We start from the raw sequence: 19368 nt of genomic DNA on the forward strand, positions 1-19368 counted from the left end.
TATCTATCTATGAGCGTGAGTGTAAGCGAGTGGCTGTGATTCCTCCTGTTGATCTGACGGAGCAGTTTAAGCAAATTCAAGCCGAAGTGAATGCTGCGGTAACCCAAGTGTTGGCGGCGGGCCAGTATATTAACGGCCCCATTGTGCAGTCCTTTACGGAAGCCTTTGGTCAATACGTGGGCACCGATCACTGCATTGTCTGCAACTCCGGGACGGATGCCCTCTACCTGGCTTTGCGTGCCCTCAACATTGGCCCTGGGGACGAGGTGATTACCTCCCCCTTCACTTTCATTGCCACCGCTGAAGTCATCAGTGCGGTGGGGGCTACCCCTGTTTTTGTGGATATCGACCCCGACACCTTCAATATCGATATTACCCGCATTGCAGCGGCCATCACCCCACGCACTCGCGCCATCATCCCCGTTCATTTGTTTGGTCATCCGGTGGACATGGGGCCAATCCTAGACCTGGCTAGTCGCCATCAACTCGCCGTCGTTGAAGATTGCGCCCAGGCGACGGGGGCGCAATGGCAGGGGAAATCGGTGGGTAGTCTGAGCCATGTGGGCTGTTTTAGCTTTTTCCCCACCAAAAACCTAGGAGGCTGTGGCGATGGCGGGGCCATTACCACCAACGATCCCGCCCTAGCCGACACCATGACCATGCTGCGGGAGCACGGCAGTCGGGTGCGCTATCACCACGAGGCCATTGGCGTGAATAGCCGTCTAGATTCGGTGCAGGCTGCAATCCTGGCCATTAAGCTACGCTACCTGGATCAGTGGAACCAGCAACGCGCCGCCGTGGCCCAGCGCTACGATGCCCTTCTATCTGATGTAGAGGGTGTGGTTCGCCCCCAAGCCCCCAACTTTGGCCAGTCCGTTTGGAACCAGTACACCCTGCGCATTGTTGGATCCACCGCCGATGGCCAAGAACGCAACCACATTCAGCAGAAGATGCGCGAAGCCGGGGTGATCTGCATGGTCTACTACCCCATCCCCCTACACCTTCAGCCCGTGTACGAGTCCCTAGGCTACAAGCCAGGAGACCTGCCCCAGGCCGAAGCGGCCTCGCACCAAGTCCTCTCCCTGCCGATGTTCCCTGAACTCGATGCCGCCCGTCAGGACACCGTGGTCGCCACCCTAAAGCAGGTGTTGTCGGAGGTGGGTGTGAAAGCCGCCCAGTACTGCTAGCCTGACTCTGATCAGGGTTGACCTTTCGTGGATCAGCCATTCCTTCTATCGGTAATTCATCAACCGTTGAGAAAACTCTATTGACCTACTAACAAGAACCCAGGGTAAAGGTTTGGATCTCTTAGGTAAATTTGTTTGTAGTTTTCTATACTAGTCTTAACGGGAGACAAGCAGACCTGATACTAGAGCCAGTGGCTTCTCGGGGCATTACTCGGATAGGCATAGGCTCCCTGGCATCGTTCCCCTACCCCCTGGAAGAGAGGCAAGCGTACTGTGACTGGTGAAGATCCCAATGCTCTGTGGGCCTATGACGCTGCCGTCATTGCCCGTCATTTTCGGTGGCGCTGGTGGACGCTAGGGACAAGGATTGTACAAATTCTCTGGTGGCTGGGCACCTTTGTTCTAGGGCTAAAGTTTGATCAATGGTTCCGGCGAGAGGAACAAAACCGCCAGAAACGGGCCTCCCAACTGCGCCAAGTGTTGATTGACCTAGGGCCAACCTTCATTAAGGTGGGACAAGCCCTATCCACCCGGCCCGACCTGGTGCGTAAAGACTTTCTGGAGGAACTAACCAAACTTCAGGATCAGCTTCCGCCCTTTCCCACCCCCCTCGCCAGGGCGATCATCGAAGCGGAACTGGGCTATTCCCCCGAAGAAATTTTTAGCAGTATTTCCCCCGCCCCCGTAGCCGCCGCCAGCCTGGGCCAAGTCTACCGCGCCCGCCTCTTTTCTGGGGAAGAGGTGGCGGTGAAGGTGCAGCGCCCTAACCTACGGCCTTTGCTGAGTCGAGACCTCTACCTGATGCGTTGGGCCGCGGGGTGGATAGCGCGATTTTTGCCCCTCAACCTAGGGCATGATCTCACCCTGATTGTGGATGAGTTTGGCATCAAGCTGTTTGAGGAAATTGACTACCTGAATGAAGGGCGCAACGCCGAACGCTTTGCCGCCAACTTCAAGGATGACCCCACGGTGAAGGTGCCCTCCATCTACTGGCCCTACAGCAGTCACCGAGTGCTGACCCTGGAATGGATCGAGGGTAGCAAGCTAACGGATGCTGAAGGGATGGCGCTAGATAACCTGGATCAGGATCGGCTGATTGAAATTGGTGTTACCTCCGGCCTGCGACAATTGCTGGAATTTGGCTTCTTCCACGCCGACCCTCACCCCGGCAACCTGTTCGCCCTCGCCGATGGTCGCATGGCCTACATCGACTTTGGCATGATGGATCAGATGGATCAAGACACCAAGGAAACCTTGGTGGATGCCATTGTCTATCTGATCAACCAGGACTTTGAACGGTTGGGGATTGCCTTCATCAAGCTGGGCTTCCTGACCCCGGAGACCGAACTAGGGCCGATTATTCCTGCGCTCAAACGGGTGTTGGGGGATGCCATGGGGGCCAGGGTACAGGACTTTAATTTCAAGACCATCACGGATCAGTTCTCGGAATTGATGTATGACTACCCCTTCCGGGTGCCTGCCAAGTTTGCCCTGATTATTCGATCCCTGGTCACCCAGGAAGGGTTGGCCTTGAGCCTGAATCCCGACTTTAAAATTGTCGATGTGGCCTATCCCTATGTGGCCCGTCGGCTACTGTTAGGCGAAACCCCGGCCCTGCGCCAGCGGCTCCTAGAGGTCATCTTTAAGGACGGTCAACTCCAGTGGCAGCGCTTGGAAAATATGCTAGCCATTGCCCGCAGTGATAGTAACTTCGACGTTCTGCCCACCGCTGGCCTAGGGATTCGCTACCTGATGTCCGAGGAAGGACTGCACCTGCGCCGAATGCTGTTGCTGGCCCTGACCGAAAACGACCGCCTCCACACCGAAGAGGTGCAACGCCTGTGGGCCTTAGTGAAGGACGACCTGACCGTGGATCGTGTCCTTGGTGCCGCCTGGGGAGCGTTTACCACCTACTCCCTAGAACAGGCCGAACAGTTGGTGCCGGGGATGGGCGAACTGCGCCAAGTGCTTCAGGTTTAGCCACTGCCCTAAAGAAGGGAAACCTCTCCCCTATAATTGCTAAAGATTCATGATTGTTTCAGAGCGTTACCCGTGTATTCCCAACCTCCCTATATCCTGCTCCTAGCGGGCTTCCTAGCCGCCGTTACCTCTGGCTACGCCTTTAGTACCGCCCTGCAACAAGCCGTCAGCGACTGGAACCGCAATCGTTCGACCCGGATTTTAGCGACCCTACGGGGGCCTCAGCTCAAAATTCCCTTCTTCGGCATTTGTGCTGGGGTGTGCGTTTTCCTAGCCTCTGGCATTGAGCTATTTGGCTTCTCTGGTAAGGTCGCCTACGCCATGGGAGCCCCGATGACCCTGCTTAGCGGTCTGCTGATTTGGTCGCAGTTGGGCAAAATCTTAGCCATGATCGAAGAAGGTGGCTCCAAGGCCCTCGACCTAGATTCCTTTTAATCTGGATGCCTTGGTAGGCCAATCCTTTAAGGTCAATCCTTGGTTGAGAGGGGCGAGGAAACTCTCCCCTACGGTTGATTAGAGGTAGACGATTAGAGGCAGATGCCTCAACTAACTACCCGCTACAGATTCTGCCAAGGGTTGATCATCGGTCTGATCCGTCGTTACTTCAATCTCTTCCGGAGGCTGGGGTTCCTGATGGCTGAAAACTAACCCATCGTCGCCTTCTTTATTGACCTGGATAGTGCCGCCTTCGGTAAAGGTGGTTTCTAGGATTTTGGTGGCGATGGGGTTTTCCAAGAGGCGCTGGATGGCCCGCTTGAGGGGTCGGGCACCGTAGACGGGGTCGTAGCCGCTTTCGGCAATGAAGTCGATGGCGGCATCGGTGATGTCTAGGCGAATTTTCTGGTCGGTGAGGCGTTTTTCCACCCGCCGAATTTGGATCGCCACAATTTTCCGTAGTTCCTGTTTCCGCAGAGAGTGGAACAGAATCAGGTCATCCACGCGGTTAAGAAATTCAGGGCGGAATTGCTTTTGCAGGGCCTTTAGTACCAAGCTACGCATTTCGTCGTAGCGGTCGTCGTCGCCCGCCAGTTCCAAAATGTGGTCGCTACCGAGGTTGCTGGTCATGATCACTACAGTGTTGCGGAAATCCACCCGATGGCCCTGGGAGTCGGTGATGCGGCCATCATCCAGCACTTGCAGCAGAATGTTAAACACGTCGGGGTGGGCCTTTTCCACCTCATCCAGCAGCACCACGGAGTAGGGATGGCGGCGCACCGCTTCCGAGAGTTGGCCCCCATCTTCGTAGCCCACATAGCCGGGAGGGGCACCCACCAGGCGAGACACGGCGTTTTTCTCCATGTATTCCGACATGTCGATGCGGATTAGGGCATCTTCGGTGTCGAACAAAAATTCTGCCAGGGCGCGGGCCAGTTCCGTTTTGCCCACCCCCGTTGGCCCCATGAACAGGAAGGAACCCAGGGGCCGACCGGGATCGTTCATCCCCGCACGGGCGCGACGAATGGCGGCGGCAACGGCTTCCACGGCTTCGTTTTGGCCGATGACGCGGTCGTGGAGGTGGCCCTCCAGTTGCAGCAGCTTTTGCCGTTCCGAGGCCATCAGGCGATTGACTGGGATGCCCGTCCATTTGGCGACGATTTCGGCAATGTCGGCATCGGTAACTTGTTTGCGGGCCAGAGCTGTCCCTTGGTCTTGAATTTCGGCAAGCTGGGCTTCCAGCGCTTCCCGTTCCTGCTGCACCGCCTCCAGTCTGCCGTACTTGAGCTGGGCGGCTTTGTTCAGGTCGTAATCCCGTTCGGCCTGGTCAATCTGGCGGCGCAGGTTTTCTTCTTCTTCCTTGAGGGTGTGGATGGCATCACGGGCCTGGTTTTGCAGTTGCCACTGGTCATCCAGGGTTTGCTTTTGGGGGGTGAGGAGGTCAATTTCCTGCTGAATGCGATCCAGGCGTTCGCGGGTGGCCCGACTGGCGGTTCCCACCCGTTCTTCGGCCTCTAGGGACAGCTTTTCCATTTCAAGCTGCATCAGCCGTCGCCCCATGTCCTCTAGCTCGGCGGGTTTGGAGGTAATCTCCATTTTTAGTTTGGCCGCCGCTTCGTCGATCAGATCAATGGCCTTGTCGGGCAAAAACCGATCCGCAATGTAGCGATCCGACAGCACCGCCGCCGCCACCAGTGCGCTATCGGCGAACTCCACCTCGTGGTAGCCCTCGTAGCGATTTTTCAGCCCCCGCAGAATGGAAATCGTGTCCTCGGCGCTGGGTTGGCCAATGTAGACCTGCTGGAAGCGGCGTTCTAGGGCGGCGTCTTTTTCGATGTGTTTGCGGTATTCGTCCAGGGTAGTGGCCCCAATGCAGCGCAGTTCGCCCCTGGCCAGCATGGGCTTCAGCAGGTTGCCCGCATCCATGGTGCCTTGGCCTGCCCCGGCCCCCACCACGGTGTGCAGTTCGTCGATAAACAGAATGATCTGCCCCTCGGAGTCGGTGACTTCCTTCAGCACCAGGCGCAGACGTTCTTCAAACTCGCCCCGGAACTTGGCCCCGGCAATCAGGCCCCCGATGTCCAGGGAAATCAGCGTCCGCCCCTTCAGCGATTCCGGCACCTCGCCGTTGATGATGCGCTGGGCTAGGGCTTCGGCAATGGCGGTTTTGCCCACACCAGGTTCGCCGATCACCACCGGGTTATTTTTGGTGCGCCGGGACAGGACTTGAATCACCCGCCGAATTTCCTCATCCCGCCCAATCACGGGGTCGAGCTTGCCGTCCCGTGCCGCCTGGGTGAGATCTAGACCAAAGCGTTCTAGCGCCTCATACTGGGCTTCTGGCTTGGCATCGGTGACCCGCTGACTACCCCGCACCGCCTGGATCGCCGCCATCAACTCGGCGGAATCCACATTAAAGCCCCGCAGCAACCGCCGCCCAATGCGCTCATCCTGCTGAAAGCCCAGCAGCAAATGCTCCACGGAAATCAGCTTATCTTTGAAGTTCTCCCGCGCTTCCTCCGCCTTGTCCAGCATTCGATCTAGGCTCTTGCCCAGGTAGAGATTGCCATCCATGGGAGTGCGTACCTTGGCCTGCCGCTGGGTAAAGGTTTCTAGTTCGTCCAGGATCAAATCCGTATCCAGCTTGGCCTTAGCCAAAACGCGGTGGGCCAGCCCATCCTCCTCCTGGTCGAGCATGGCAATCATCACATGCTCCACTTCTAAGTACTGATGTTTGAAGCGGCGGGCGACATCCTGCGCCTCAACGATGGCATCCCAGGCTTTGTCGGTAAACTTATCCGGATCGGTGGGCTGCATAATCTCCGTGGGCAGACGGTTTACGGTTTGTAACGGTTGGAGGATCAGTATATCAGGTACGGGGGAGGGGCATTGTTAAGGGGGTGGGGCGGATTGGCGGATTACGGTAGGGGCGAAGTCTTCCCACCCAGAGGGTCTAAGGCCCAGTCTCTCCGCCCAGAGGATAGGGTCGCCAGGGGATGGGGTTAATATCTGTAGGCTTTTCTGTACGGTCTGACGGTTTCAATCCGGGGGGCGTGGTTCGATGGTGGTATTCCCTTGATGTTGTGAGCCTAGGCGATGATGGCTAGCGAGGACTTTTATCGGTCGCTTCCAGTGCTAGAGCGCTTTATCGACCTGGCGGATTCCACGCATTATCGGACGGCTCCGGCGGATTGGTATGTGTTGATGACCGACGTAGCTGGGTCTACCGCCGCCATCGAACGGGGACAATATAAAGCCGTCAACGTGCTGGGGGCAAGTTCCATTATGGCGGTGCTCAACGCCATCGCGCCCTTGGATGTGCCCTTTGTATTCGGGGGCGATGGGGCCGTATTACTGGTGCCTCCCTCGGCCCTGGGGCAGGCGCGGGAAGCCCTGCTGGGGCTAAAAACCATCGCTCAGGAAGCCTTTGGGCTAACCCTGCGGGTGGGGGTGGTGCCTGTGTCGGCCTTGGCCCCAGAGATGCCCGTGAAGGTGGCTAAGTTTCGTCTCACGCCCACCTATTGTCAGGCGAATTTTCAGGGCGGGGGCATCACCTATGCCGAGCGATTGATCAAAACCGAGGCGATGTATCGACTGGAGCAGGCAGGCAACCCCGCCACGGCTAACCTATCGGGCCTAGAATGCCGTTGGCGGGCCATTCCCAGCAAACCAGGGCACACCCTCAGCCTAATTGTGGCGGCCCCCAAGCGTGGGCATACCCTACCCCCTGCCGTCTTTCGGGAGGTGCTGACTCAAATCCAAACCCTCTACGGCAACCCAGCCGACTATCACCCTGCTGCGATAGATCGGTTGACGGTAACGCTCAATCCGCTTCAGCTTTCGGCGGAGGTGAAGGCCCACAGACCCAAATCGGGGCAATGGGTCTACTGGATTAGGGCGTACCTAGAAACCCTGTTGGGCTTTGCCTTCATGGCGCTGGGAATCAAGGCTGGCGGGGTAGACTGGGGCCGCTATCGGCAGGAGGTGTGGGCGGCATCGGACTACCAAAAGCTCGATGATTCTCTACGCATGGTGATGGCGGGCACCCCAGCCCAAACCCAGCAGCTTAGAGACTATTTGGAAGATCGCTACCAACGGGGATACCTCGCCTACGGCCTTCATGTTTCCGACCGAGCACTCATGACCTGCCTGATCCTCAACCGCCGAGATCGCCACTTTCACCTCATCGACAGCGCCGATGGAGGCTATGCCCTAGCCGCCAAACAACTCAAAGCCCGTCTGCGGGGCTAGGGTGCTCGTTGCCCAACCGACATTAGGAACTACGGCGATCCCGCTGGATGTCGTAGATCGCCTTTTCCCAGCACCATTGTTCGCTGTGGTTGGGGTTGCGCAACTGCACCTGATCCACCAAGCGCTGGGCTACATCCTGGTTACCGCCCACCAAACGCAGCAGTTCCCGCCGGGTGGCACCTTTGACGGAGCGGGGTTGGGTTGGGGCAGCGGTGGATCGGGTACGACGATAGCTCCTCCCTCGCCCTCGAAAGCGCTTCAGCCAAAAAAACAACCCGACGAGAAGCGCAATCGCCAACAGAAAAGAAAGATCCATGTCCCACGCCGTTCTGACCCGTAGATTCCCATCCTAGCTCAGTCCCTAGGAGGGCATTCGTCTAGGGTGGCTCAACCGTTGCCGACTTCCGCTGAAAATCGATCTAGGGGCTGATTGGTTGACCATTGATACTCCACAGGCACATTGGAGAGCTTGCAGGTTTGCTCAAGCTGTCGCTGCTGGGAAAGCGCCTTTCTCAGGGTAAAGATTAGCTCTTGGGTCTGCTGCTTTAGGTGGGGCGATGGGTAGACCGTCGCCATGGTCTGTTGCTCTAGCAGTTGTAACAGTAGCTCGTAGTGAATGTGGGATGGCAGTGGAACTGGCTGGCCCGGAGTCACCATAGGTGTTGTGCCCCAAAAAATAAACCCGCGTGCGTAAACCGTATTCCGTTGAGTCAGGAACAGCCCTTCACGAATCTGCCCTGGCCGGAAACAGTTGGTCAATCGCTGCCCCTGGATCGGGCTGTCGCATGAGCGATTCTCCTACCAGTATGGCACTGGCTCCAGAAGTAGCCAAGGTTTGCACGTCTTCGGCGGTAAAAATTCCCGATTCAGCCACAATTAAGGCATTTCTAGCCTCCAGTTCGGCCCGTCGGGCGGTAATCAGGGTGTCGGTGGTGGCCAGGTCGGTGGTGAAGGTTTCCAAATCACGATTGTTAATGCCGATCAGCGTCACCGCTGGAATCGCCAGTACCCGATCCAGTTCCTCCAGGGTGTGAACTTCGACCAAGGCGGCCATGCCCAACGCTTTGGCAATCTGCACAAAGTAGCGCAGGTCTTTGTCGGACAAAATGGCCGCAATCAGCAGCACCGCATCGGCCCCTTTGCAGCGGGCCAAATACATCTGGTAGGGGTAGATGATGAACTCCTTGCAAAGCAACGGAATCTCCACCGCTTGCCGCACCTGGGCTAGGTATTCAAAATCGCCTTGGAAGAAGGCTTTGTCCGTCAGTACCGAGAGGCAAGCGGCCCCGTGGCTAGCGTAGGTTTGGGCAATGGCCACGGGGTCAAAGTCTTCGCGAATCACGCCCTTGCTGGGGGAGGCTTTTTTGACCTCGGCAATCAACGCTGGGGAGGTTGGCCCCTGGCGCAGGGCGGCAATGAAGTCCCTAGCGGGGGGAGCACTCAACACGTCCCGCTGAAGGTCGGCCAAGGGCAGGCGTTCCCGCAGTTGGGCCACCTCTTTTTCCTTGTGCCAAACGATTTTTTCCAGGATGTTGCGCGGTTCGGCGTCGGGGGCTTGGACTTGGTAATGCAAATGCTTCACCGCAACGGGGGGATTGGGGGGACGACGGCGGATAGTCATACGGGAACCACCACAGCGCGTTTGAAGGCTTCGTCCATCACCTCGGAAAGGGTGGGGTGGGTGTGGACACAGAAGGACAGATCGGTGACGGTTTGCCCCTGGTGGATAGCGTTGGCGGCTTCCTGGATCAAATCAGCGGCGTGCAAACCGATGATGTGTGCGCCCAAAATTTCCCCGGTGTCTTTGCGGTAGATCACCTTAGCGAGACCCTCGGTTTCACCCTCCGCTAGGGCTTTGGAATTGCCCTTGAAGTAGCTGCGCACGGTGTCGATGGCGAATCCTTCCGCTGCGGCCTTTTCCTTGGCGGCGGGTTCCGTCAGCCCCACAAAGCTCACTTCCGGGTGGGTGAAAGCGGCGGCGGGGATGCTCATATAGTTGACGGTGTGATCTTGGCCGCAGATGTTCTCAACGGTAATCACCCCCTGGGCAGAGGCGGCGTGGGCCAGCATCATCTTGCCCGTGGCATCGCCAATGGCCCACAGGTGGGGCACGGGTTCGCCGTTGCGGGTCACTTGCAGACGGTCGTTGACGGGGATAAATCCGCGTCGATCTAGCTCCACGCCCACGCGCTCTAGGCCCATGTTCTTGGCGGCGGGAATGCGTCCGGTAGCGACCAGGCAGGCATCCACTTCCAGGACTTCCACCACTTCCTTGGTTTCGCGGTCGGCCAGTTCAATCACCACGGGGTTGCCGGGGGTGATGGTCTTGGCGATCAGTCCGGCACGGGTGTCGATATCACGCGGTGCAATCAGCACCCGCTGGGCCACCTTAGCAATGTCGGGGTCGAAGGTGGGCATGAGCTGATCCAGGGCTTCGATGATGGTGACTTCGCAGCCCAGGGCGGTGTAGATGTCGGAAAATTCTAGGCCAATGTAGCCGCTGCCGATGATGGCGATCCAGTCGGGTAGCCAGTCTAGCTTCAGGGCTTCATCGCTGGTAAAGACGGTTTTGCCGTCGGTGGTGATGCCGGGGGGCACAAAGGGCACCGAACCCGGAGCCAGAATAATGTCCTTGGCGGTGACGATCTTTTCGCCCTCGGCGGTGTCGATGGCTACCTTTTGTTCGCCCACCACACGGCCCCAGCCCTTGAGGATGTCTACGTTCAAGCGGGTAAGGCTGTTGGTGAGGTCGCCCTGGATTTTGCTGACCAAGTTCTTCGCATGATCAGCGATGGCGCTGCGGTCGTAGCCGACCTGGCCGACTTGGATGCCCAGGGATTTGAGGTGGTGATCGTCGCGCAGTTCCCGCACCCGACCCGACGCCGCCAGCAATGCCTTGGAGGGAATGCAGCCCCGGTTTACGCAGGTGCCGCCCATCACATCCGCCTCTACAATGGCGGTTTTTAGACCCGATTTAACGGCGTGGAGCGCGGCTCCGTGGCCCCCTACCCCAGCCCCAATAATCACTAGGTCGTAGTCAAATGCGTCGCTCACAGCAGGCTCCTAAGGCAAACCCAAAACGTAGAACATAATCGCCCAGGAGTACGGATTCCCAGACGACAGAACATCCTCCATTCTTGACCACACAGTGCCAATTAGACAACTCCCTAAACCGCAGATGCCAGCCTTGAGGATGCGCTTGATTGAGCAGTCATCGGCTTGACAAGGGAGCCCTACCGGAGTTGTACCCTAAACCTGTATGTATAAATGTTAAATTGGTAAAGCATTGTCACGAAGCCCCCAAACATGCCGAAATCGGACGCTGCCGACAAGAAATCCGCCACATCTCGCAACGGGCGAGCGTCCACCACTGGCAAGACAAGCAAGGGCAAGGCCACCGGGGAAAAGGCGACTAACGGTAAGCCCTCCGCTGACCATCAGGACGCGCCCCAGGACTCCGGCATTGACCTTGGCCACACGGGGCTGGCTCACCACCATGCGGCGCTGAATGACAACGTGATTCGCATTCGGGGCGCACGGCAGCACAACCTCAAAAATCTGGATTTAGAGATTCCCCGCAACAAGCTGGTGGTGTTCACGGGGGTATCCGGTTCCGGCAAGTCTTCCCTTGCGTTTGATACGATTTTTGCCGAGGGCCAGCGCCGCTATGTGGAATCCCTCAGCGCCTATGCGCGGCAGTTCCTCGGCCAGGTAGACAAGCCCGATGTGGACGCCATCGAGGGGCTGAGTCCTGCTATTTCCATCGACCAAAAATCCACCTCCCACAACCCCCGCTCCACGGTGGGCACGGTGACGGAAATCTACGACTACCTGCGGCTGCTCTACGGACGAGCCGGGGAACCCCACTGTCCCCACTGCGACCGCAGCATTTCGCCCCAGACCATCGATCAAATGATCGACCGGGTAATGGCCCTGCCGGATCGGACTCGGTTTCAGGTACTCGCCCCCGTTGTCCGAGGCAAAAAGGGCACCCACAAAAAACTGATCTCCAGCCTCGCTTCCGAAGGCTTTGTGCGGGTGCGGGTGAACGGGGAAATTCGCGAACTCACCGACAACATCGAACTCGACAAAAACCACAGCCATCACATCGAAGTGGTCGTGGATCGTCTGGTGAAGAAAGACGGTCTGCAAGAGCGACTGGCGGATTCCCTGGCCACCTGCCTAAAGCGGTCGGAGGGGATCGCGGTGATTGACATCCTGGCGGAGAAGAATCAGGAATCGGGCACCGGAGAAGCGGTCGCTAAGGATAATGTGGTGTCCCTGTCGGATCGTCTGCCGGATCGGACACCCCAGGCAGCAGAAGCCGGGGGCAGCTATGGTTCCGCGTTGGCCGACACCCTGCCGAAGGAACTGGTCTTTTCTGAAAACTTCGCCTGTCCCGAACATGGGGCGGTGATGGAGGAATTGTCGCCGCGACTGTTTTCCTTCAACTCCCCCTACGGAGCCTGTCCCCACTGCCACGGGTTGGGCAGTCTGCGGACGTTTTCGGCGGATTTGGTGGTGCCCGATCCCACCCTGCCCGTCTACGCCGCCATCGCTCCCTGGTCGGAAAAGGACAACACCTACTATTTCTCGCTGCTCTACAGCGTTGGCCAAGCCTTTGGCTTTGAAATCCAAGCCCGCTGGGACAGCCTCACCCCCGAACAACAGCACATCGTCCTCCACGGCAGTGAAGAGAAGATTTATATTGAGTCCGATTCCCGCTACCGGGATCGCAAGGGCTACTATCGCCAGTACGAGGGCGTATTGCCCATCCTAGATCGGCAATACAAGGAAACCACCTCGGAACTCTACAAGCAAAAGCTAGAGAAGTACCTGGTCGATCAAACCTGCGAAGTTTGCCACGGCACCCGCCTCAAGCCCGAATCCAACGCCGTTCGCATCGGCCCCCATTCCATCAGCGACCTCACCAATGTCTCGATTCGGGAATGCCTAAAACGCATCCGTACTCTGGTAGGCGAAGAGGGTGATTCTCCAAAACTCTCGGCCCGCCAACTGCAAATTGGGGCACTGGTGCTGCGGGAAATCCGCGCCCGTCTGCAATTCATGATGGATGTGGGCCTAGACTACCTCACCCTGCACCGCACCGCCATGACCCTCTCTGGCGGTGAAGCCCAGCGCATTCGGCTGGCCACCCAGATCGGCTCTGGCCTAACGGGGGTGCTCTACGTCCTCGATGAACCCAGCATCGGCCTACACCAGCGCGACAACGACCGTCTGCTCAACACCCTCACCCGCCTGCGCGACCTGGGCAACACCCTGATCGTGGTGGAGCACGACGAAGACACCATCCGCGCCGCCGATCACCTGGTGGATATTGGCCCTGGGGCGGGCATCCACGGTGGTTCCATCGTAGCCGAGGGCGACCTGAAGGCGCTGATGACGGCCCAGGATTCCCTCACCGGAGCCTACCTCTCTGGGCGACGCAGCATCCCCACCCCGGCAGAACGGCGACCGGGCAACGGGCGGGCCTTGACCCTCAAAAATGCCCACCGCAACAACCTGAAAAATCTAGACGTAGACATTCCCCTGGGCAAACTGGTTTGCATTACCGGGGTATCCGGCTCCGGCAAATCCACCCTGATCAACGAGCTGCTCTACCCCGGCCTGCAACACCACTTCGGCAGCAAAGTCCCCTTCCCCAAAGACCTCGAAAAGCTGGACGGCCTCAAGGCGCTGGATAAGGTGATCGTCATCGACCAATCTCCCATTGGCCGCACCCCTCGCTCCAACCCCGCCACCTACACGGGCGTGTTCGACGTGATTCGCAACCTGTTCACCGAAACCATCGAGGCTAAGGCCAGGGGCTACAAGGCGGGGCAGTTTTCCTTCAACGTCAAGGGCGGACGCTGCGAAGCCTGCGGCGGCCAGGGCGTGAACGTGATTGAAATGAACTTCCTGCCCGATGTCTATGTGCAATGCGAGGTGTGCAAAGGTGCCCGCTACAACCGCGAAACCCTGCAAGTGACCTACAAGGGCAAAAACATCTCCGACGTGCTGAACATGACCGCCGAAGAAGCCCTGGTGTTTTTTGAAAACATCCCCCAGGCCGCCAGCCGCCTGCAAACGATGGTAGACGTGGGCCTGGGCTACATTCGCCTCGGCCAAACCGCCCCCACCCTCTCCGGCGGCGAAGCCCAACGGATGAAACTCGCCTCCGAACTGGCTCGCCGCTCCACCGGAAAAACCCTGTATTTAATCGACGAACCCACCACCGGACTCTCCTTCTACGATGTCCACAAACTCCTCGACGTGGTGCAACGTCTGGTAGACAAGGGCAACTCGGTGCTGATGATTGAACACAACCTCGACGTAATCCGCTGCGCCGACTGGATCATCGACCTCGGCCCAGAGGGCGGCGACCGAGGCGGCGAACTGATCGCCCAAGGCACCCCGGAAACGGTGGCCCAGGTGGCGGGTTCCTATACGGGCAAGTATTTGGCCAAGGTGCTAGAGCAGCATCCGGCGGGGTAGGGGCGTTATTTGCTAGGTTGGGCTTGTTTCCCGATACGGCAGGAATGATGATTAATTTCTTAAGATCTAGGTGTCATCTTGCAAGTTCGATGGACAATATTAGTCATCGCGGTGGTTATCTGATGAATCTATCGCTTAATTAGTTGGCGAACTGATGAACTGATTGCCTGCAATATCTCCGGAAACTCCTGATTTCTTGTGAGGGACGTTAGCCCAAGAGCCCATTCAGTCAAGTCTTCTGGCTCCGACTTAGGGACTATGGGCTTCAATTCTAAGACGACGTATTTTCAATGCTTTTGGGACTTGTATTAGATAACCAGGTTGGTGAAACCGCAAAGTTCATTAAACATGCTAGAAACACCTAGAAAATAGTTAGGGAGAGTACCATGGGTGCCTTGCTTTTAATCCTTATTTTCGTGAGTTTTATATTGTTTTTAATTGCCCTTAGCAAAGATAACTCTAACAATATTGGTTCGGAGAAACTAGATTCTCCGCCCGAACCTTATTCTTCTCAAGCACCAAGCTCGTTATCTATGATAAGCAATCAAGCTGATTGGAACACTGCAATATTTAGAGATGAGGCATTAAGACATGCTGTAAGCTTATATAACAAAGGAATGCAGACGTATCAGTCTTCACCCAAAAGTGCTTCTCAATACTTTAAGCAAGCCTTTTCTTCTATAAAAAGTGTTGAAAGAAAATACGCAAACAATCCCTTTTTTTATATGAACATGATTGAATGTGCCATGGGATTTGACTATGACATGGCTATTGATAGTGGGTATAGATTCTTTAAAATAATCGATTATGGAGCTTTAAATCTAGATCAAATGGCAACAACCTATGATGTATCTCGCAAGATGTACAAGTTATTGATTTTTAGAGGAAAATTTGATGAAGGAAAGTTGTTTTCTGGTAAAACTGTAGCCTTGGCTCGTGAGATTCTAAGGCATATGGATAATCAAACTCTAGAGCAAGAGCTAGATATTGCCGCATACTTTTTTGGTAGCCTGACTGAAGGTGACTACAGCGTTCAGAGAAATATAATCATTGGTTTCGATGGGCCAGAGCCTTGGTGTAAGTTTGATGTTATCAATGAGCCGAAAATGATGGAGAAAGTCAGAAAATGGGCAAGAGAAGCTGGTGCGTGATTTTAAATAGATAATTTACAGGTGCTTTTTGCCCTATCATTGATCACAAAAAACATAGAGATTTAATCAATGAATTCTCCTCAAGGCTTCATTATAGATTCCAATCATTTTTTTGAAATTGCCAAAAATGGATATCGTAAGGCTAGTGAAGGCTTTGAAATCCAGCGTCAACATGATGCAATAGTCGCTATTGTTTTTTCAGCCTTTACCCTAGAGGCATTTATCAATGAATTACTTGCTATCGCCAAAAATGTAAAGGAGTCTGGAGTCAACGAATCATCGCTCGATCTGTTAATTAATGCAATAGAAGAAAATGATGGCTACAAAAGTACACAGAATAAGTTTTTTTTAGCAAGTCAGGCACTAGAAAGCCAATTTGATAAAGGGCAAAATCCTTATCAGGATTTTGCAGATCTATTTAGATTACGTGATTGCTTGGTTCATCTAAAGCCAGAAGATCTAATAGAGGCTAGTGATAATCAGGAATCTAGGTTCTTGGGGCGAAGACTAGCAAGGAAACTCCGAAGTAAAGGGATTGTGCAGCAGTACACCAGTATTGAGTCAATAACATTGTTAATCAGTACTGCAAAAGCTGCTAAATGGGCCTGTAAAACAGCATCAAATATGGCTAATACAATACTTGATCAAATATCAACTAAAATTCTGCCCCAGGATCATGAAGTGTTGATTGTTTATAGAGAAATTTTTTATTTTTCTGACTGATTCATCTTAAAGTTAAGCAAATGCTTTAGTGCTCTAAACTCTCATGGCAGTACATGGAAATTCTCTACTTTTGATCAAGTTTACTTGTTAAATCTGCACTACACTGTCAGCCAGGTAAAGACCTGCTAGGGCTATACCTTCAGAAGTTGAAACTGATGAAGGTTTTGTGTGATCGTCTTTAGAATCCTTTATTTTTGAAGTCGCTAAGCAGGCAAAGTCATGAACTCTACCGATAATTTCCCAGTCGAAGATATGGAGTCAGGAGTTGTAGTATCCGTAGCAGAATTACAACGCCAGCTTAATGATTCCCTCAAACAACTTTCCCCAGAACGCCTACAAGTACTGGCTGATTTTGCCGCTTACCTAGCAAACGCAGAAAGTGAAGCCGCCACCCAAGAACTTTTGGCCATTCCTGGGCTGTTAGAACGCATTAAGCAAAACCAAGCGACTCCTAAAGCGCATTACACCTCATGGAGAACCATTCGCTCCGATGTATGACGTTCTCCTCCACCCAGATGCCGCAAAAACCTATGCCAATGCAGACAAAGCCCTAGCCAAGAAAATTGCTCGATGTTTGCAGCAGCTAGAGCAAACTCCCCGATTCCACCCCAACATCAAAGCCCTCAAAGCACAAGATTTTAAGCTTGGAGACTCTAATATGACACTGTCTGAAGTTCTTCCATCCGTTCGTAAACTCTCGGTTATCGAGAAACTGAAACTGATTCGGATTCTCGCAGAGGATCTAGAAGCAGCCGAAGATATTTCGCCCCTAGAACCCTTCAAAACCTACGATTTGCCGACCCCCTACAACAACTTTGGGGCGGGTGCTACCTTGATGCAGGCGTTAGAGGCAATAGATAGCCTAATGCTGTGTGTTGGAGATATTCTATGAATCAAAAACTAGTGGAATCCTTAGCGCAGGTCATTCTTTCGCTGTCTGACGAAGAACGGCAATCCCTAGACCATGAACTTCAGAAAGCTTCAGTTTCAGGACAAGTCCAGGATTTGAAGCTTCGATTGAAGCAGTTTGAAGACCATTATCAGATGTCATCTGAGGATTTCTACCAACGCTTTCAAGCAGGTGAACTAGAAGACACGATAGACTTCTTTGAGTGGAACACCTACTACGAAACACTCTCTCAAAGTCTGCAAAAGCTAGCTGATCAAGATGGGGTTTTGTTGGATCAGTTCATCACGCTGGCGGTTGCTGAGAAAATCTCGGCCTTAACCACCGAAGGCTATCTAAAAGACCGTGCCAGCCAAGGCAGTCGCTCTAGCTATGAGGCCGTATTGGCCAAGGTCGCTGATGTTGAGCCAGAACCCAACGATTTGTTGCCACTCGCAGAATAGTTGCGGCTACAGGCAAGTATTTGGCCAAGGTGCTAGAGCGGCATCCGGCAGGGTAGGAGCGCTACTATGGAGGCTAGGTAGCCCGGTAGAACGATGACCTTAACCCTCGATCTTCCCCCCGAATTAGAGCAACGCTTAGCGAAAGAAGCCGCGCAACACGGGCTATCGGTTGAAGCCATGACCCTTCAGCTTTTGGCAAAATTCTTTCATCAGGCCACCGATCCGGCCTTTCCCAACGTGGCCTATCGCCAGGGAGCCAGCGGCCAACCCGTGCCCGTGGTATCGGGTACGGGCATTCGGATACAAACCATCGCCATCGCCTTCCACCAGTGGGGTTTCACCAAGGAACAACTGGCTGAGGAATACAATCTGAGTATCCCTCAAATTGATGGTGCCCTCGCCTTCTATGCGGCAAACCAAGCCGAAATAGAGGGTGCGATGGCCCTAGAGGCCGCCATCGAGGCATCCCATGCCTAGCCTAAAACTGCACCTGGATGCAGATACGTCCATCAAAGCCTTGCATTCAGCCTTGTTGGCCCGTGGCCATGATGTGACCCGAACCCCAACCCCTAGATGCCAGAGGATGTCAGCGATAAAGCTCAGCTTCTGCAAGCAACAGCCCAGGGCTGATGTATTTTTACCTTTAACGTGAAAGATTTTCTAGCGTTGGTGGTGCAATATCCCGAACACAGTGGCATTATCCTGGCAGCCCAGAGTAGCTGGAGTTTGACCAATTTGATCCATGCCCTGGATCGCCTGTTGCAGGAGACGACGGCGGATACTTGGCTGGGGCAAGTTGGCTGGTTAAATCGATGGCGATCCTGAGTCGAAAAGGTGTCTCAATGGGGAGGCGTAATGCTGTCTGCGTGGGCAAACACAACCTCGACGTAATTCGCTGCGCCGATTGGATCATCGACCTCGGCCCAGAGGGCAGCGACCGAGGCGGCGAACTGATCGCCCAAGGCACCCCAGAAGCGGTGGCCCAGGTGGCGGGTTCCTACACGGGCAAGTATTTGGCCAAAGTACTAGAGCAGCATCCGGTATTGGGGTAAGGGTGTTATTTGCTAGACTGAGCTGTATGTCAATATAGTCAGAATGATAATTAATGCCCTACAGAAGTAAATATATAGCTAGTTAAGCCCCCTCCAAAAATAATTCATCGGGCACCTCGAAAAATACTGAAGACACTGTCTCACAATGAGACTCATGTCGAAATCTAGATTCCTGAAATATTTGCTAATAGTCCAATATTTGATCATTAGGGCACCTCGATTAATTACCATTTGGCAGCTTTCGAGAAGCTGGAAACCTTTGAATCACGTTGTCACTCCTAGGGAAATCTGGTTTTTTCGAGGTGCCCATTAGTATTTGGATTCTTAAAGAGATAGTCGATAGACACAAAAAGATGAGATCATAGATAATATAAATCACTCATTTCTCATCAGGACTATGGGACAAAAAGGATTCTGGGACTTTGAGGAACGCCAGCAGGAATTGCTCAACAAAAATAAAACCTTAGGGCACCTCGAAAAATACTGAAGACACTGTCTCACAATGAGACTCACGCCGAAATCTAGACTCCTGAAATATTTGCTAATAGTCCAATATTTGATCATTAGTATTTTGATTCTTAAAGAGATAGTCGATAGACACGAAAAGATGAGATCATAGACAGTATAAATTACTCACTTCTCATCAGGACTATGGGACAAAAAGGATTCTGGGACTTTGAGGAACGCCAGCAGGAATTGCTCAACAAAAATAAAACCTTAAAATATCTCAATGACATTATTCCT

The 19368-nt window shown here is 54.4% G+C and carries 18 protein-coding genes; 13 read left to right on the forward strand and 5 right to left on the reverse strand.

Features of this window, described 5'->3' with window-relative positions:
- Positions 1–35 precede the first annotated feature (35 nt).
- From H6G62_RS11695 to H6G62_RS11705, 3 genes are all read left to right on the forward strand, one after another.
- Entirely contained in the window at positions 36–1187 is a 1152-nt protein-coding gene (locus H6G62_RS11695) for a DegT/DnrJ/EryC1/StrS family aminotransferase (RefSeq protein ID WP_347239341.1), read from the forward strand.
- Positions 1188–1460: 273 nt separating this feature from the next.
- Positions 1461–3167, forward strand: coding sequence for an AarF/UbiB family protein (locus tag H6G62_RS11700; RefSeq protein ID WP_190495265.1), 1707 nt, complete (start codon positions 1461–1463; stop codon positions 3165–3167).
- 72 nt (positions 3168–3239) lie between these two features.
- A complete protein-coding gene (locus tag H6G62_RS11705) occupies positions 3240–3602 on the forward strand; it encodes a hypothetical protein (RefSeq protein WP_190495267.1) in 363 nt (120 codons plus the stop codon).
- A gap of 111 nt (positions 3603–3713) precedes the next feature.
- Here the strand turns inward: H6G62_RS11705 and clpB are convergent, their stop codons facing one another.
- Entirely contained in the window at positions 3714–6419 is a 2706-nt protein-coding gene (gene clpB, locus H6G62_RS11710; RefSeq protein WP_190495270.1) for an ATP-dependent chaperone ClpB, read from the reverse strand.
- Positions 6420–6698: 279 nt separating this feature from the next.
- Here clpB and H6G62_RS11715 point away from each other — a divergent pair, with 279 nt between their 5' ends.
- On the forward strand, positions 6699–7853 hold the full coding sequence (locus H6G62_RS11715; RefSeq protein WP_190495272.1) for a DUF3095 domain-containing protein: 1155 nt from the start codon (positions 6699–6701) through the stop codon (positions 7851–7853).
- Between the two features lie 22 nt (positions 7854–7875).
- Here the strand turns inward: H6G62_RS11715 and H6G62_RS11720 are convergent, their stop codons facing one another.
- The 4 genes from H6G62_RS11720 to lpdA all read right to left on the reverse strand — a co-directional run bounded on the left by H6G62_RS11720 (position 7876) and on the right by lpdA (position 10907).
- On the reverse strand, positions 7876–8169 hold the full coding sequence (locus H6G62_RS11720) for a hypothetical protein (RefSeq protein WP_190495273.1): 294 nt from the start codon (positions 8167–8169) through the stop codon (positions 7876–7878).
- A 71-nt stretch (positions 8170–8240) separates the two neighbouring features.
- On the reverse strand, positions 8241–8510 hold the full coding sequence (locus tag H6G62_RS11725; protein ID WP_190495276.1) for a DUF5340 family protein: 270 nt from the start codon (positions 8508–8510) through the stop codon (positions 8241–8243).
- Positions 8511–8577: 67 nt separating this feature from the next.
- Complete coding sequence (gene trpC, locus H6G62_RS11730) at positions 8578–9474, reverse strand: indole-3-glycerol phosphate synthase TrpC (protein WP_190495278.1); 897 nt, start codon at positions 9472–9474, stop codon at positions 8578–8580.
- Positions 9471–10907 carry a dihydrolipoyl dehydrogenase gene (gene lpdA, locus H6G62_RS11735; RefSeq protein WP_190495279.1) on the reverse strand — a complete coding sequence of 479 codons (1437 nt, stop codon included), beginning with the start codon at positions 10905–10907 and terminating at the stop codon, positions 9471–9473. The genes trpC and lpdA overlap by 4 nt, the downstream gene beginning before the upstream one ends.
- 252 nt (positions 10908–11159) lie before the next feature.
- Between lpdA and uvrA the strand changes: the two genes are divergently transcribed.
- From uvrA to H6G62_RS11785, 9 genes are all read left to right on the forward strand, one after another.
- Entirely contained in the window at positions 11160–14348 is a 3189-nt protein-coding gene (gene uvrA / locus H6G62_RS11740; RefSeq protein ID WP_242051946.1) for an excinuclease ABC subunit UvrA, read from the forward strand.
- Positions 14349–14734: 386 nt separating this feature from the next.
- Positions 14735–15499 carry a hypothetical protein gene (locus tag H6G62_RS11745; protein WP_190495281.1) on the forward strand — a complete coding sequence of 255 codons (765 nt, stop codon included), beginning with the start codon at positions 14735–14737 and terminating at the stop codon, positions 15497–15499.
- 69 nt (positions 15500–15568) lie between these two features.
- Complete coding sequence (locus H6G62_RS11750; RefSeq protein WP_190495283.1) at positions 15569–16222, forward strand: hypothetical protein; 654 nt, start codon at positions 15569–15571, stop codon at positions 16220–16222.
- Between the two features lie 219 nt (positions 16223–16441).
- Positions 16442–16720, forward strand: coding sequence for a hypothetical protein (locus tag H6G62_RS11755; protein ID WP_190495284.1), 279 nt, complete (start codon positions 16442–16444; stop codon positions 16718–16720).
- Positions 16713–17114: a hypothetical protein gene (locus H6G62_RS27825; protein ID WP_242051947.1), complete on the forward strand. Its 402-nt coding sequence runs from the start codon at positions 16713–16715 to the stop codon at positions 17112–17114. Before H6G62_RS11755 ends, H6G62_RS27825 begins: the two co-directional genes overlap by 8 nt.
- Positions 17111–17572, forward strand: coding sequence for a hypothetical protein (locus tag H6G62_RS27830; RefSeq protein ID WP_242051948.1), 462 nt, complete (start codon positions 17111–17113; stop codon positions 17570–17572). The genes H6G62_RS27825 and H6G62_RS27830 overlap by 4 nt, the downstream gene beginning before the upstream one ends.
- Positions 17573–17665: 93 nt before the next feature.
- Positions 17666–18049, forward strand: a complete 384-nt coding sequence (locus H6G62_RS11775; RefSeq protein ID WP_190495286.1) for a DUF433 domain-containing protein — start codon at positions 17666–17668, stop codon at positions 18047–18049.
- Between the two features lie 156 nt (positions 18050–18205).
- Complete coding sequence (locus H6G62_RS27355; protein ID WP_347239342.1) at positions 18206–18397, forward strand: DUF5615 family PIN-like protein; 192 nt, start codon at positions 18206–18208, stop codon at positions 18395–18397.
- A gap of 17 nt (positions 18398–18414) precedes the next feature.
- Positions 18415–18624, forward strand: a complete 210-nt coding sequence (locus H6G62_RS11785) for a hypothetical protein (protein ID WP_199324919.1) — start codon at positions 18415–18417, stop codon at positions 18622–18624.
- The last annotated feature ends 744 nt before the right edge of the window (positions 18625–19368 follow it).

The sequence above is a fragment of the Phormidium sp. FACHB-1136 genome, assembly GCF_014697375.1.
Classification (GTDB): Bacteria; Cyanobacteriota; Cyanobacteriia; order Phormidesmidales; family Phormidesmidaceae; genus Nodosilinea.

What these genes read in the sequence shown, in the direction of transcription:
- clpB (WP_190495270.1), bottom strand. Translation starts at nt 6,419, where the DNA reads ATGCAGCCCACCGATCCGGATAAGTTTACCGACAAAGCCTGGGATGCC.
- H6G62_RS11715 (WP_190495272.1), top strand. Translation starts at nt 6,699, where the DNA reads ATGATGGCTAGCGAGGACTTTTATCGGTCGCTTCCAGTGCTAGAGCGC.
- H6G62_RS11720 (WP_190495273.1), bottom strand. Translation starts at nt 8,169, where the DNA reads ATGGATCTTTCTTTTCTGTTGGCGATTGCGCTTCTCGTCGGGTTGTTT.
- H6G62_RS11725 (WP_190495276.1), bottom strand. Translation starts at nt 8,510, where the DNA reads ATGGTGACTCCGGGCCAGCCAGTTCCACTGCCATCCCACATTCACTAC.
- trpC (WP_190495278.1), bottom strand. Translation starts at nt 9,474, where the DNA reads ATGACTATCCGCCGTCGTCCCCCCAATCCCCCCGTTGCGGTGAAGCAT.
- uvrA (WP_242051946.1), top strand. Translation starts at nt 11,160, where the DNA reads ATGCCGAAATCGGACGCTGCCGACAAGAAATCCGCCACATCTCGCAAC.
- H6G62_RS11745 (WP_190495281.1), top strand. Translation starts at nt 14,735, where the DNA reads ATGGGTGCCTTGCTTTTAATCCTTATTTTCGTGAGTTTTATATTGTTT.
- H6G62_RS11750 (WP_190495283.1), top strand. Translation starts at nt 15,569, where the DNA reads ATGAATTCTCCTCAAGGCTTCATTATAGATTCCAATCATTTTTTTGAA.
- H6G62_RS11755 (WP_190495284.1), top strand. Translation starts at nt 16,442, where the DNA reads ATGAACTCTACCGATAATTTCCCAGTCGAAGATATGGAGTCAGGAGTT.
- H6G62_RS27825 (WP_242051947.1), top strand. Translation starts at nt 16,713, where the DNA reads ATGTATGACGTTCTCCTCCACCCAGATGCCGCAAAAACCTATGCCAAT.
- H6G62_RS27830 (WP_242051948.1), top strand. Translation starts at nt 17,111, where the DNA reads ATGAATCAAAAACTAGTGGAATCCTTAGCGCAGGTCATTCTTTCGCTG.
- H6G62_RS11775 (WP_190495286.1), top strand. Translation starts at nt 17,666, where the DNA reads ATGACCTTAACCCTCGATCTTCCCCCCGAATTAGAGCAACGCTTAGCG.
- H6G62_RS11785 (WP_199324919.1), top strand. Translation starts at nt 18,415, where the DNA reads ATGGGGAGGCGTAATGCTGTCTGCGTGGGCAAACACAACCTCGACGTA.